Genomic DNA, 12,262 nt, shown 5'->3' on the forward strand with positions numbered 1-12,262 from the left:
GTCCCATCGGCCTGCCTTGAGGGGTTCCGAGCATGACGACCACTGTCGACAATGCCCAGACCGCCACCGATCCCACGGACGCGCTCGGCACGGTGATCGACGACGTGATCCGCCCACAGGCGCCGATCGTCGACCGGGATGGGGCCTTCCCCCGCCCGGGTGTCGACGCTCTCGCCGCGGCCGGCCTGCTCGGCCTGGCCTCCTCGACCGAGGTCGGCGGCGCCGGCCACGGCATCCGGGCGGTCGCCGAGGTGATCGAGCGGCTGGCCGCCGAGTGCGGGTCCACCGCGATGGTGGTGCTCATGCACTACGCGGCGACCGCCGTCATCGAGGCGCACGGCCCGCACGACGTCCGCGCGGCCATCGCCTCCGGCGATCACCTCACCACGTTGGCGTTCTCCGAGTACGGCTCGCGCAGCCACTTCTGGTCGCCGACCGGCACCGCGACAGCCGCCGACGACGACACCGTCCGCCTCGACGCCCGTAAGAGCTGGGTCACCTCGGCCGGCGAGGCCAACAGCTACGTCTGGTCGAGCCTTCCGCTGACCCGCGACGCCGGCCCGATGACGCTGTGGCTGGTGCCGGCCGACAGCGCCGGCCTGAGCGTGACTGGCGACTTCGACGGGCTGGGCCTGCGGGGCAACGGCTCCCGGCCGATGACCGCCGACGGACTCAGGGTTCTGGCGACGGCGAGGATGGCGGCCGACGGGGCCGGGCTCGACACCGCGCTCGGTGCGGTCCTGCCCTGGTTCCTGGTGCTCAACGCCGCCTTCTGCCTCGGTCTCGCCGACAGCGCGGTGGCCGAGGCCGGCCGGCATCTCACCCGGACCACGCTCACGCACACCGGCGCCGCCCTGCGCGACGCGCCCGTCACCCGACGCGACCTCGCCCGGCTGATGATCCGCACCGACGCGCTGCGAGCCTTCCTGGGCGACACGCTCACCGCACTGGAGACCGGCCGCGACGACGCGATGCTGCGGGTGCTCCAGGTCAAGGCGCTCGCCGGCGAGACCGTCGCCGACGTGACCGATGGCGCGATGCAGCTCTGCGGCGGCAGCGCCTTCCGCAAGGAGCTGGGCCTTGAGCGCCGTTTCCGGGACGCCCGCGCGGCCCGGGTGATGGCGCCGACCACCGACGCGCTGCACGACTTCGTCGGTCGGCTCGCCACCGGGCTGCCGCTGCTCGACGAGGCCAACCGCTGATGCCCGCGCCAACCGTGCTCATGGGCGCGGTCGCGTACGACCCGAAGGTGGTGACCATCTGGGAGGGCTTCCGCACCTGGCTGCGCGGGCGGGGCCTGGATTTCGACTTCGTCCTCTACTCCCACTACGAGCGACAGGTCGAGGACCTCCTCGCCGGGCGGATCGACGCGGCCTGGAACTCTCCCCTGGCCTGGGTACGGGCCGAGCGGCTGGCGACCGCCAACGGCACGGCCGTACGCGCGCTCACCATGCGCGACACCGACCAGGACCTCACCTCGGTCGTGGTGGTTCGCGCGGACTCACCGGTGCGCCAGATCGCGGACCTCACCGGACGGGTGGTCGCCGTCGGGGCGGTCGACAGTCCACAGGCGACGCTGATTCCGCTGGACCACCTCGCGGCGGCCGGGGTGGCTGTCGACGTACGCCGCTTCGACGTGGGTGTCGGCCTGCACGGCGACCACATCGGCGGCGAGCGCGACGCGGCCCGCGCCCTGGTGGCCGGGGAGGTCGACGCCGCCTGCATGATCGACGCCAACCACCTGGCGTTCGTCCAGGAGGGCACGTTACCGCCCGAGAGCACCCGGATCGTGGCGCAGACCGCACGCTACGACCACTGCAACATGACGGTCCGCGTGCCGGAGTCCGACGGGGTCCGGCTCTTCGGCACGCTGCTGCTCGGCATGTCGTACGCCGATCCGCAGGTGCGTCCGCTGCTCGACCTGGAGGGGCTGACGGCCTGGCGGGAGGGCCGCACCACGGGGTATGACGCCCTCGCCGACGCGGTCGACACCAGCGGCTTCTACTCCCTCGACGGGCGGGTGACGGCCACGGACTACCGGCCGTGAGCGCGACACCGGGTGCCGCTGTCGACCTGGGTGACCTGGGTTTCGGCCGGGGCGCGCACCTGCTCGTGCAGCGCGCCCTGGCCGGGTTGCCGCCCGGCGGCCGGTTGGCGGTCTCCGGGCGCGACCCGGCGCTGCGCGTACACCTGCCCGCCTGGTGTCGTGGCCGGGGCCATCGGGTCGAATGGCCGGATCGGGGCGAGCCGAACGAGCTCGTGGCGGTGGTGGTCCGGGGGTCGGCGGATGACGACCGCTGGTTCGGCGCGGAGCGGGCCGGGCCGGCCCTGCCGTCGGCACTCAGCAGCCGTCCACCCGCAAGGTGGGGGCTCGGCGCCCGGGGCGCGCTGCTCGAGGCCGGTGGTCCGGAGGCCCGGTTCGACCTGGACGACCGCGATTTGGTCTGGGCCGACATCGCCCCCCACCTGTACGCGCAGGCTGCCGCCCGACAGTGGGACCCGCAGACCGCGGTGCCGTGGAACGACCCGTTCGCGCTGCCGGCCGACGTCGAGGCAGCGGTGGTGCAGGTGATGACCTACCTGGTCGAGAACGAGCAGGCCGCCCTCGTCGTGCCGGCCCGCTTCGTGGGGCGCATCCATCCGCACTTTCGGGAGGTGGTGCAGCTTCTCGCCGTGCAGATGGCCGACGAGGCCCGGCACATGGAGGTCTTCAGCCGGCGGGCGCTGCTACGGGGCGCCGAGATGGGCACGTCATCCGCGGGCGGCCGGCAGTCGCTGTTCACCCTCGTCGCGGAGTCGGACTTCGCGTTGGCGTCGTTCCTGCTCTCCGTGCTCGGCGAGGGCAGCTTCGTCGACCTGCTCTCGTTCCTGCACGAGAACGCCCCGGACCCGGTCACCCGCCGGATCTGCTGGCTCGCCATGCAGGACGAGCGCCGGCACGTGTTGTTCGGCATGGCACACCTGGAGCATCAGGCGCGGCTGGATCCGCTGCTGCGGGACCGACTGCGGGCGGCCATCCACCGCCGCCACGACGCGCTGGTCGACACGGCGGGGCTCAACGCGGACGTCTTCGACGCGCTGGTGCTGCTCGCGGCGGGTGGTTGGCATCCGGACGACGTGTCCGCCGGCTTCGACCGGGTGCAGGCTCTGCAACACGCGATGGATCAGGGCCGTCAGCGCCGCCTCGTCCGCCTGGGTTTCCGGCCCGACGAGGCGGCGGCGCTCTCCGCCCTGCACACCCGCAACTTCATGTAGCCGATCCCCGCGCACGGCGGGGCGTGCGCGGGGATCGCGGTACGGCAGGTCAGCGGGCGCTGGTCACTGGCCGAGCAGGGTTCGGATCTGACGCGCGTAGCCGGCCACAGTGAAGTCCGGGCCGACGGAGTCCACCAGCACCAGGTCGTTGATGGTGTGATCGACGCGTAGCGCCAGGATCGCCTGGTACTCGGGCGAGTTGTACCAGGTCATGGCGGTCTCCGCGTCCGGGAACTCGATGAGCACGACCGAACCGGGCCAGCTGCCCTCAAGGACCTGCACCTGGGCATCCAGGACGAGCCACCTGGCGCCGTACGCCTCGGTGGTGGCCTGTACCTGCTCCAGGTAACGCAGGGACTCCTCGGTCGGCACTCCGCCCGGGATACGCAGGTGATTGATCAGGTACGTGCTCATGTCTCACTCCTCAATGCGGGTGCTGCTTCCCGGTCGAAGGCGTACGACCGGTCGTCTTGGATTGGGTACGCGCCGCGTCAGATGAAACGACGCGGACTGTTACCGAGGGGACCAGACGCGGATCAGGTGAGGATCCGGGCCGTGGTGATGGTGAAGAACTCGCGCAGGGCGGCCGGGTCACCGGATGCCTTCGCCCGCGCTGCCGCGCCCTCGTAGCTGGAGACGACGAAGCCGGCGAGATCAGCGGCGGGTTCGTCGCCGTGCAGTTCACCGGCAGCCCGCGCCTGCTCGATCACCGTGGCGAGCGCGGCGACCCAGCGGCCGAAGCCGGCGTCGACGGCGTTGCGCAGGACATCGCTGTGCGCCGGGATCTCGGTGGCGAAGTTGCCGAGCAGGCATCCGCGGTCACCCATGGTGTCGCCGAGGCCGGTGATGTAGCTCAGATGAGCGGTGATCCGCTCAAGCGGGGTGCCGCCCTGCTTCTCGTCGAGCATCTCCAGCCCCATCGCTGCGGAGTATCTCGCCACCGAGTCGAGGGCGAGGTCCTCCTTGCTGGCGAAGTGGTTGTAGAAGGTGCCCTTGGGCGCCCCGGCCGCGGCGACGATGTCCTGGACGCTCGTCCCGTTGTAGCCCCGCAGGTGGAACAGGTCCAACGCGGCGTCGGACAACCGTTGCCGGGTCCCGGCGGAGGCCGGCGACTTCGTTCGTGGCATCTCGTGGCACTCCTCTCGCCCGGGGTTCCGGCTGACTGACAGACACCACGATATGACCGGTCGTCTCGGAATGCCAGTGATGTGACCGCCGTCATCCCCCAGGTACTGTGGAACTGCCATGAACAGGGATTCCAGCGCGGTCCGCGAGGAGCTGCTGCGGCTGCGCGAGCAGACCCAAATCCAGGCCACCGCCCTGGACGGCGACCTCCGGAGCCTTTTCGAGGCGTCCCGGTCGTCCAACGCCGATGACGAGCACGACCCTGAGGGCAGCACTATCGCCTTCGAACGCGCGCAGCTCACCGCCGTCCTGGACGCCACCCGCCGACGCCTGGCCGAGCTGGACGTCGCGCTGCGACGGGTTGACGACGGCAGCTACGGCGTGTGCGAACGGTGCGCCCGGCCGATTCCCGCCGAGCGACTCGTCGCCCGCCCGTCCGCGCGTACGTGTGTCGCCTGTGCCAGCCGACGGTGACGGTGCCTGCCTTGGCGGTGGTCCGCCCGGCCGCGCCCCCGGCAGGAGGGGGTCTCACTTCGGGGGGACCGTCCGACTACGCGGGCTGCCCGGCGTCTCGCTCTGACGAGCGGTATACCTGTGGGTCATAAATATGACTCACAGGTATACCGCTCATCGCGGTGAAGCCTCCAGGAGCACCGTCGTAACCGGTGATCAGCTGGCGCAACAACCTCCTGCGGGCGCGGCGTCGAGGGCGATGAGGCTGATCGGTGCGGACAGCAGCCCTCCGGAGATGCCGGTCGACAGTCCGCGCCCTGTCGGTTGCGGCCCACAGCAGTCGTCGCCGCCCGCCGAGACGGCGGAGTCACTGCTGCACACACCGGTTTCGGGCAGGTCGAGCTGGACGTCGCGGGCGGCGGCCCAGTCACCGGCCAGCGCGGCGACCACGGAGCGGACCTGCTCGTAGCCGGTGGCCATGAGGAACGTCGGTGCCCGGCCGTAGGACTTCATACCGACGGCGTAGTAGCCCTGCTCCGGGTGAGCGAGTACGTCCACGCCGTGCGGCGGCACGGTGCCGCAGGAGTGCTCGTTGGGGTCGATCAGCGGTGCCAGGGCACGGGTGGCACCCAGCACCGGGTCGAGGTCCAGCCGCAGCTCGGCGGCGATGCTGTGGTCGGGGCGGAAGCCCGTGGCCGCGACCACACGGTCGACGGTGATCGACTCGACCCTGCCGTCGCCGTGCCGTAGGGCCACACTCACCCGGCCGCCCGTCGGGGTGAGCGTCTGCACGGAGAAGCCGGTGAGCAGCCGGATCCGTCCGGCGTCGACGTGCGCACGCAGCCGTACGCCGAGCGCGCCCCGCGCCGGGAGGGCGTCGGCGTCCCCGCCGCCGTAGGTACGCGTCGGCGCGGCGGCCCGGATGGCCCAGGTGACCTCGGTGCCGGGCTCGACGGCGGCCAGCTCCGCCAGGGACAGCAGGGTGTTCGCGGCCGAGTGACCGGCGCCGACCACCAGGGTGTGGCGTCCGACGAACCGACCCCGGTCGGCGCCGAGGACGTCCGGCAGCGCGTGCTCCAGGTACGCCGCCGCGTCGGCCTCCCCTCGCGCGCGCAGACCGGACGCGCCGAGGACGTTCGGCGTGCTCCAGGTGCCGGAGGCGTCGATGACGGCGCGGGCGACCAGCTCGTCGCCGTCGGCGAGGCGGAGCAGGAACGGTGCGGTGTCGCGTCCGGCGGTACGCAGCCGGTCGAGGCCGAGCCGGCTGATCGCCTCGACGCGTGCCCCGTACCGCACGTGTGGCTTCAGTTGTGGCAGCTGCGCGAGGGGCCGGAGGTAGTCGTCGACCAGCTCCGCGCCGGTGGGCAGTGCCCCCGGGTCGGGGGCGACCCAGCCGGCCTCGTCGAGGAGCCGACGGGCGGCCGGGTCGATGTTGTAACGCCATGGCGAGAAGACCCGCACGTGCCCCCACTGGCGTACCGCGGCACCCGGGGTGTCGCCGGCTTCGAGGACGGTGAAGGGCAGCCCGCGTTCGTGCAGGTGCGCGGCGGCGGCGAGACCGGTCGGGCCGGCGCCGATGACGATGGTGGGAAGGTCGTCCAGAGCGTTCATCAGTGGCTCCTCGGTGTGGTGGCCCGTCTTGAGGGCCACGGCTGGTCAGGTGATGGTGGGGCTGCGACGTTCCAGCAGGATGACGTCGCGCCAGCGGTCGTGATGGCGGCCGACGCGCTCGCGTACGCCGATGACCCGGAAGCCGGCCCGCTGGTGGAGGGTCAGGCTGGCGGTGTTCTCCGGGAAGACTCCGGATTGGATGGTCCAGATGCCGGCTGCCTCGGTGGAGGCGATCAGCGCGGTCAGCAGCAGCCGGGCGACGCCCCGGCCCTGGGCGGCCGGGTCCACGTAGACGGAGTGTTCGACCACTCCGGCGTAGACCGCGCGGGTCGAGGTCGGCGAGACGGCGATCCAGCCGAGGACGGCCCCGTCGGGGTCGACGGCCACGAAACGGTGCGCGCTCAGGCGCGCGGCGTCGAACGCCGCCCAGGTCGGGGCGGTGATCTCGAAGCTGGCATTGCCGGCGTCCAGACCGGCCTGATAGATCGCCAGGACCCGCTCGGCGTCGGCGTCGGTCATGGGGCGCACGGTGATGTCGGCCATCAGCGGGTTGCCTTCCGGAAGAGATCAGCGGACTGTCTCGACGTCTGTCGAATCAGACAGTTGCACACTGATTAGAGAAGTGTCAACCTAGAGGAATGTCGAATCAAGCAGGTCCGACCGTGGACGTGTCGTGCTGCGTCCCGCTGGCCGAGCGACGCGTACCGGCCGAGGCCGCCGCTGTGCTCGCGCCCGCGTTCAAGGCCCTCGGCGACCCGGTGCGGCTGCAACTGCTGTCGATGATCGCCTCCGCCGAGAGCGGGGAGATCTGCGTCTGCGACCTGACCCCCGCGTTCGACCTGACCGGTCCGACCATCTCGCACCACCTCAGGACGCTGCGCGAGGCCGGGCTGGTCGACGCCGAACGCCGGGGCACCTGGGTCTACTACCGCGCCCGGACGGGCATCCTGCGCCAGCTCGCCGCACTGCTCACCGTGGCGCCGGCGACATGACGACGACCCTGCAGAGCGACCCGGCCGAGAGCGCCGTCGTCGGCCGCCTCTCCCGACTCGACCAGTTCCTCCCCGTGTGGATCGGGCTGGCGATGGTCGCCGGCCTGCTCCTCGGTCGGCTGATCCCCGGGTTTAACAGCGTCCTGGACGCGGTGCAGATCGGCGGGATCTCGCTACCCATCGCGGTCGGCCTGCTGATCATGATGTACCCGGTGTTGGCGAAGGTCCGCTACGACCGACTCGACACCGTCACCGGCGACCGGCGGCTGCTGATCTCCTCGCTGGTCCTCAACTGGCTCGTCGGCCCCGCCGTGATGTTCGCCCTGGCCTGGATCTTCCTGGCCGACCAACCCGCGTACCGCACCGGGCTGATCATCGTCGGCCTGGCCCGGTGCATCGCCATGGTCATCATCTGGAACGACCTCGCCTGCGGCGACCGGGAAGCCGCCGCCGTCCTGGTCGCCCTCAACTCCGTCTTCCAGGTCGTCGCCTTCGGCCTGCTCGGCTGGTTCTACCTCTCCGTACTTCCCCAGTGGCTGGGGCTCTCCGGCGCCGATCTGACGGTCTCGGCCTGGGACATCGCCGGTAACGTGCTCATCTTCCTCGGCATCCCACTGCTCGCCGGCTACCTCACCCGCCGCCTCGGCGAGCGCGCCAAGGGCCGCACCTGGTACGAGGCCCGCTTCCTGCCCCGCATCGGCCCGGCCGCCCTCTACGGGCTGCTGTTCACCATCGTGATCCTGTTCGCCCTGCAAGGCGACGCCATCACCAGCCGACCCCTGGACGTCGTCCGCATCGCCCTGCCCCTGCTGGTGTACTTCACCCTCATGTGGGCCGGCTCCTACGCCCTCGGCCGGGCCATCGGCCTCGGCTACCAACGCACCACCACCCTCGCGTTCACCGCCGCCGGCAACAACTTCGAACTCGCCATCGCCGTCGCGATCGGCACCTTCGGCGTCACCTCCGGCCAAGCCCTCGCCGGCGTCGTCGGCCCCCTGATCGAGGTGCCCGTCCTCGTCGGCCTGGTCTACGTCTCCCTGTGGGCGCGGCGCCGCTTCTTCACCCCCACGAACTCCGCAACCGCGTAACCCGGAAGGCACCCGCCGTGAGTGACAAGCCCAGCGTCCTGTTCGTCTGCGTCCACAACGCCGGCCGCTCCCAGATGGCCGCCGGCTGGCTGCGCCACCTCGCCGGCGACACCGTCGAGGTCCGCTCCGCCGGCTCCGCCCCCGCCGACACCGTCAACCCCGCCGCCGTGCAGGCCATGCGGGAAGTCGGCATCGACATCACCGACCAAACCCCGAAACTTCTGGAGTACGCCACGGCGGAGTCGTCCGACGTCATCGTGACGATGGGCTGCGGCGACACCTGCCCGGTCTTCCCCGGCAAACGCTACGAAGACTGGAAGCTCGACGACCCGGCCGGCAAGGGCGTCGACGCCGTGCGCCCGATCCGTGACGAGATCCGGGACCGGGTGGAGAAGCTCCTCACCGACCTGAACCTCGCCACCGGACCGAGGCACACCTCTCAGCGGCCTCCGGCGTAGCGGGCGCGCTCGCCCAGCTCCTCCTCGATGCGGATGAGCTGGTTGTACTTGGCCGTGCGGTCGGAGCGCGACAGCGAGCCGGTCTTGATCTGACCGCAGCCGACGCCCACAGCCAGGTCGGCGATGGTGGTGTCCTCGGTCTCCCCGGATCGGTGCGACATCACCACCCGGTACCCCGCCTTGTGCGCGGCGTCCACCGTCGCCAGGGTCTCGGTGAGGGTGCCGATCTGGTTGACCTTGACCAGGATCGCGTTGGCGTAGCCGCCGTCGATCCCGTCGCGCAGCCGGTCGACGTCGGTGCAGAAGACGTCGTCGCCGACCAGCTGCACGCGCTCCCCCGCCACCGCGGTCAGTCGCTTCCAGCCGGCGATGTCGTCCTCGGCCATCGGATCCTCGATCGAGCTGATCGGGTACCGGGAGACCAGGTCGAGCAGGTAGTCGATGTGCTCCTCGACGGTGCGCCGGCGTCCCTCGCCGACGTAGTCGTAGACGCCCGCGCGGAAGAACTCCGAGCTGGCCGGGTCGAGGCAGATCCGCACGTCGACGCCGGGCTGGTAACCGGAGTCCTCGATGGCGCGCAGCACGAACCGCAGCGCCTCGTCGGCGTCCGTGACGTTCGGCGCGAAGCCGCCCTCGTCACCGACGTTGGTGTTGTGCCCGGCGGCGGCCAGGGACGCCCTGAGGGTGTGGAAGACCTCCGCGCCCATCCGGACCGCCTCGGCAAACGTCTGCGCTCCGACCGGGGCGATCATGAACTCCTGGAAGTCGAGCGGATTGTCGGCGTGCGCGCCACCGTTGATGATGTTCATCATCGGCACCGGCAGCAGGCGGGCGCCGACGCCACCGACGTAGCGGTACAGCGGCTGCCGGTGGGCCAACGCCGCAGCCTTCGCCGTCGCCAGGGACACCGCCAGGATCGCGTTGGCGCCCAGTCGACCCTTGTCCTTGGAACCGTCGAGAGCGATCATCGTCTCGTCGATCAGGGCCTGGTCCTCCGCGTCGAGCCCGAGCACCGCGTCGGCGATCTCGCCGTTGACCGCGGCGACGGCCGTGCTGACGCCCTTGCCGTGAAAACGCGTCCGGTCCCCGTCGCGCAGCTCGACCGCCTCGTTCGCCCCCGTCGACGCGCCGGACGGCACGGCCGCCCGGCCGGTCGACCCGTCGGCGAGGACCACGTCGGCCTCCACTGTCGGGTTGCCCCTGCTGTCGAGGATCTGCCGAGCACGCACCCGACTGATTGCCGTCATCACACACTCCCTGCTCAAGCTGCCTGTTCGCAGCCAGACTGGCAGGAAACGGCGGCCCTGACACCGCGACGATGGACACGTTGACCCGTACCCCGGGGTGCGGGTTTAGGGTCGCGGGATGCGGGTGGGTGAGTTGGCACGCCGGACCGGAACCACGGTCCGGGCACTGCGGTACTACGAGTCGGCCGGGCTGGTCGTACCCCGGCGGCTGAACAACGGCTACCGCGAGTACGACCCGATCGCGGTGCGGCTGGTGGCGCAGATCCGGGAGCTGATGGCGCTCGGCCTCACCGTCGAGGAGACCCGGCCGTTCGTCGAGTCGATCGCCGATGGTTCCGACGACACCGACGTGTGCGCGGCGGCGGTGGCCACGTACCGCAGCACCATCACCAACCTCCAGGAACGGATCGGCAAGCTGACCGCCCAGCGGGACGCGCTGGACGCGCGCCTGGACGCCGCCGCGACCCAGGTCGTGCCCGGCAGTCCCGCCGAAGGCGCCGACCCCACCGCGCTGGTCGGCGTCAGGTTGCCAGCGCTGTCCTTCTACGGCACCGACGGCCGCCCGGTCGATCTCGGCGCGCTCGGCCCCGGCCGCAGCGTCATCTTCGTCTACCCGCTGACCGGACGACCGGGCGTCGACCTGCCCAACGGGCTGCTGGAGATCCACGGCGCGCGCGGCAGCACCGAGCAGGCCGCCTGGTTCCGCGACCACCACGCCGAGCTCCGCGCGGCCGGCGCCGCGCGGGTGTACGGCCTGTCCGCGCAGTCGACCGGGTACCAGCGAGAACTCGCGCACCGACTGCGGCTGCCCTACCCGCTGATCCCCGACCCGAGGCTGACCCTGGCCGACGCGCTGCGGCTGCCGACCCGCACCGCCGGCGACATGACGCTCTACGAGCGGCTGACGCTGATCGTCGCCGACGGCGCTGTCGAACACGTCTTCCACCCGATCCCGGACCCGGCGTCGCACCCACTGCACGTGATGCGGTGGCTCACCAAGCGACGCCAGGCCCCCGGATCGGTTGCCGCCTAGAAATCGTCGTCGAAGGCGACAGTGCCGCTCACCCCGACCTGGTACGCCGACACCCGCCGCTCGAAGAAGTTGGACAGCTCCTGGACGTCCTGCAACTCCATGAAGCCGAACGGGTTGCTCGACCCGTAGTGCGGGGCGATGCCGAGCTGGGCGAGCCGGCGGTCGGCGACGTGCTGGAGGTACTCCCGCATGTCGGCCAACGTCAGACCGGGCACACCATGGCCCAACAGGTCCTCGGCGAACTGCACCTCACACTCGACCGCCTCGGTGAGCATCCGGCGAACCTGGTCGGCGAGGTCGTCGTCGAACAGGTCCGGTTCCTCGGCACGGACGGTGTCGACGACGTCGAACGCGAACGCCATGTGCATGGACTCGTCGCGGAACACCCAGTTGGTGCCCGAGGCGAGGCCGTGCAGCAGGCCGCGGGAGCGCAGGAAGTAGACGTACGCGAACGCGCCGTAGAAGAACAACCCCTCGATGCAGGCGGCGAAGCAGATCAGGTTGAGCAGGAACGTCCGCCGGTCCTCGCGGGACCGCAGCTCCCGCAGGTCGTTCAGTGAGTCGATCCATCGGAAGCAGAACTCGGCCTTGCGACGGATCGAGGGGATGTTCTCGATGGCGGCGAAGGCCTCGAAGCGCTCCGTCTCGTCGGGCACGTACGTGTCGAGCAGGTTGAGATAGAACTGGACGTGCACGGCCTCCTCGAACAGCTGACGGGACAGGTAGAGGCGACCCTCCGGGCTGTTGACGTGCTGGTAGAGGTTGAGCACCAGGTTGTTGGCGACGATCGTGTCACCGGTGGCGAAGAACGCCACCAGGCGGCTGACCAGGTGCCGTTCGGCCGGCGACAGCTTGTCCAGGTCGGCGAGGTCGGCGTGCAGGTCAACCTCCTCGACGGTCCAGGTGTTGCGGATCGCGTCGCGGAACCGGTCGAAGAAGTGCGGGTAGCGCATCGGGCGGAGAGTCAGGTCCATCCCGGGGTCGAGCAGCATGTGCGTGG

At 71.0% G+C, this 12,262-nt stretch carries 14 protein-coding genes; 8 read left to right on the forward strand and 6 right to left on the reverse strand.

Annotated elements, in window-relative coordinates; genetic code table 11:
• Positions 1-32 precede the first annotated feature (32 nt).
• From MED15_RS32940 to MED15_RS32950, 3 genes are read left to right on the forward strand one after another with little or no spacing between them, the layout of a single operon-like run.
• On the forward strand, positions 33-1,202 hold the full coding sequence (locus tag MED15_RS32940) for an acyl-CoA dehydrogenase family protein (protein ID WP_112737872.1): 1,170 nt from the start codon (positions 33-35) through the stop codon (positions 1,200-1,202).
• Entirely contained in the window at positions 1,202-2,047 is an 846-nt protein-coding gene (locus MED15_RS32945; RefSeq protein WP_112737874.1) for a phosphate/phosphite/phosphonate ABC transporter substrate-binding protein, read from the forward strand. The genes MED15_RS32940 and MED15_RS32945 overlap by 1 nt, the downstream gene beginning before the upstream one ends.
• Positions 2,044-3,255 (forward strand): ferritin-like domain-containing protein, encoded by a 1,212-nt coding sequence (locus MED15_RS32950; RefSeq protein WP_112737876.1) that lies wholly within the window; start codon positions 2,044-2,046, stop codon positions 3,253-3,255. The genes MED15_RS32945 and MED15_RS32950 overlap by 4 nt, the downstream gene beginning before the upstream one ends.
• 63 nt (positions 3,256-3,318) lie before the next feature.
• Here MED15_RS32950 and MED15_RS32955 read toward each other — a convergent pair whose 3' ends face one another.
• Together MED15_RS32955 and MED15_RS34610 are read right to left on the reverse strand one after the other, a co-directional pair.
• Positions 3,319-3,669, reverse strand: a complete 351-nt coding sequence (locus MED15_RS32955; RefSeq protein WP_112697721.1) for a DUF1330 domain-containing protein — start codon at positions 3,667-3,669, stop codon at positions 3,319-3,321.
• 122 nt (positions 3,670-3,791) lie between these two features.
• Positions 3,792-4,382, reverse strand: coding sequence for a TetR/AcrR family transcriptional regulator (locus MED15_RS34610; RefSeq protein WP_112697723.1), 591 nt, complete (start codon positions 4,380-4,382; stop codon positions 3,792-3,794).
• A 118-nt stretch (positions 4,383-4,500) separates the two neighbouring features.
• Here MED15_RS34610 and MED15_RS32965 point away from each other — a divergent pair, with 118 nt between their 5' ends.
• Positions 4,501-4,854, forward strand: coding sequence for a TraR/DksA family transcriptional regulator (locus tag MED15_RS32965; RefSeq protein WP_112602549.1), 354 nt, complete (start codon positions 4,501-4,503; stop codon positions 4,852-4,854).
• 195 nt (positions 4,855-5,049) lie between these two features.
• Here MED15_RS32965 and MED15_RS32970 read toward each other — a convergent pair whose 3' ends face one another.
• Positions 5,050-6,444 carry an FAD-dependent oxidoreductase gene (locus tag MED15_RS32970; RefSeq protein WP_112602785.1) on the reverse strand — a complete coding sequence of 465 codons (1,395 nt, stop codon included), beginning with the start codon at positions 6,442-6,444 and terminating at the stop codon, positions 5,050-5,052.
• 45 nt (positions 6,445-6,489) lie between these two features.
• Positions 6,490-6,987: a GNAT family N-acetyltransferase gene (locus tag MED15_RS32975; protein ID WP_112737878.1), complete on the reverse strand. Its 498-nt coding sequence runs from the start codon at positions 6,985-6,987 to the stop codon at positions 6,490-6,492.
• A 95-nt stretch (positions 6,988-7,082) separates the two neighbouring features.
• Between MED15_RS32975 and MED15_RS32980 the strand changes: the two genes are divergently transcribed.
• Genes MED15_RS32980 through MED15_RS32990 form a run of 3 tightly spaced genes read left to right on the forward strand, consistent with a single transcriptional unit; the run spans position 7,083 to position 8,982 of the window.
• On the forward strand, positions 7,083-7,436 hold the full coding sequence (locus MED15_RS32980; protein WP_112589799.1) for an ArsR/SmtB family transcription factor: 354 nt from the start codon (positions 7,083-7,085) through the stop codon (positions 7,434-7,436).
• Positions 7,433-8,524, forward strand: coding sequence for an ACR3 family arsenite efflux transporter (arsB, locus tag MED15_RS32985; protein WP_112726255.1), 1,092 nt, complete (start codon positions 7,433-7,435; stop codon positions 8,522-8,524). The genes MED15_RS32980 and arsB overlap by 4 nt, the downstream gene beginning before the upstream one ends.
• 17 nt (positions 8,525-8,541) lie before the next feature.
• The gene (locus MED15_RS32990; protein ID WP_112737880.1) at positions 8,542-8,982 is read left to right on the forward strand and encodes an arsenate reductase ArsC; all 441 of its coding nucleotides are present in this window, start codon (positions 8,542-8,544) and stop codon (positions 8,980-8,982) included.
• On the opposite strand, the gene eno is transcribed toward MED15_RS32990, so the two are convergent.
• On the reverse strand, positions 8,964-10,229 hold the full coding sequence (gene eno, locus MED15_RS32995) for a phosphopyruvate hydratase (protein ID WP_112602553.1): 1,266 nt from the start codon (positions 10,227-10,229) through the stop codon (positions 8,964-8,966). The two genes, MED15_RS32990 and eno, sit on opposite strands and share 19 nt — an antisense overlap.
• 118 nt (positions 10,230-10,347) lie before the next feature.
• Here eno and MED15_RS33000 point away from each other — a divergent pair, with 118 nt between their 5' ends.
• Complete coding sequence (locus MED15_RS33000; protein ID WP_112737882.1) at positions 10,348-11,262, forward strand: MerR family transcriptional regulator; 915 nt, start codon at positions 10,348-10,350, stop codon at positions 11,260-11,262.
• Here the strand turns inward: MED15_RS33000 and MED15_RS33005 are convergent.
• Entirely contained in the window at positions 11,259-12,254 is a 996-nt protein-coding gene (locus MED15_RS33005) for a ribonucleotide-diphosphate reductase subunit beta (protein ID WP_112589854.1), read from the reverse strand. The genes MED15_RS33000 and MED15_RS33005 overlap by 4 nt on opposite strands.
• Between the last annotated feature and the right edge of the window lie 8 nt (positions 12,255-12,262).

It is taken from the genome of Micromonospora noduli, from assembly GCF_003264475.1.
Taxonomy (GTDB): domain Bacteria; phylum Actinomycetota; class Actinomycetes; order Mycobacteriales; family Micromonosporaceae; genus Micromonospora; species Micromonospora noduli.

Bases quoted from the DNA above. Each gene is read 5' to 3' on its own strand.
- MED15_RS32940 (WP_112737872.1), top strand. From the start codon at position 33: ATGACGACCACTGTCGACAATGCCCAGACCGCCACCGATCCCACGGAC.
- MED15_RS32945 (WP_112737874.1), top strand. From the start codon at position 1,202: ATGCCCGCGCCAACCGTGCTCATGGGCGCGGTCGCGTACGACCCGAAG.
- MED15_RS32955 (WP_112697721.1), bottom strand. From the start codon at position 3,669: ATGAGCACGTACCTGATCAATCACCTGCGTATCCCGGGCGGAGTGCCG.
- MED15_RS34610 (WP_112697723.1), bottom strand. From the start codon at position 4,382: ATGCCACGAACGAAGTCGCCGGCCTCCGCCGGGACCCGGCAACGGTTG.
- MED15_RS32965 (WP_112602549.1), top strand. From the start codon at position 4,501: ATGAACAGGGATTCCAGCGCGGTCCGCGAGGAGCTGCTGCGGCTGCGC.
- MED15_RS32970 (WP_112602785.1), bottom strand. From the start codon at position 6,444: ATGAACGCTCTGGACGACCTTCCCACCATCGTCATCGGCGCCGGCCCG.
- MED15_RS32975 (WP_112737878.1), bottom strand. From the start codon at position 6,987: ATGGCCGACATCACCGTGCGCCCCATGACCGACGCCGACGCCGAGCGG.
- MED15_RS32980 (WP_112589799.1), top strand. From the start codon at position 7,083: ATGTCGAATCAAGCAGGTCCGACCGTGGACGTGTCGTGCTGCGTCCCG.
- arsB (WP_112726255.1), top strand. From the start codon at position 7,433: ATGACGACGACCCTGCAGAGCGACCCGGCCGAGAGCGCCGTCGTCGGC.
- eno (WP_112602553.1), bottom strand. From the start codon at position 10,229: ATGACGGCAATCAGTCGGGTGCGTGCTCGGCAGATCCTCGACAGCAGG.
- MED15_RS33000 (WP_112737882.1), top strand. From the start codon at position 10,348: ATGCGGGTGGGTGAGTTGGCACGCCGGACCGGAACCACGGTCCGGGCA.
- MED15_RS33005 (WP_112589854.1), bottom strand. From the start codon at position 12,254: ATGCTGCTCGACCCCGGGATGGACCTGACTCTCCGCCCGATGCGCTAC.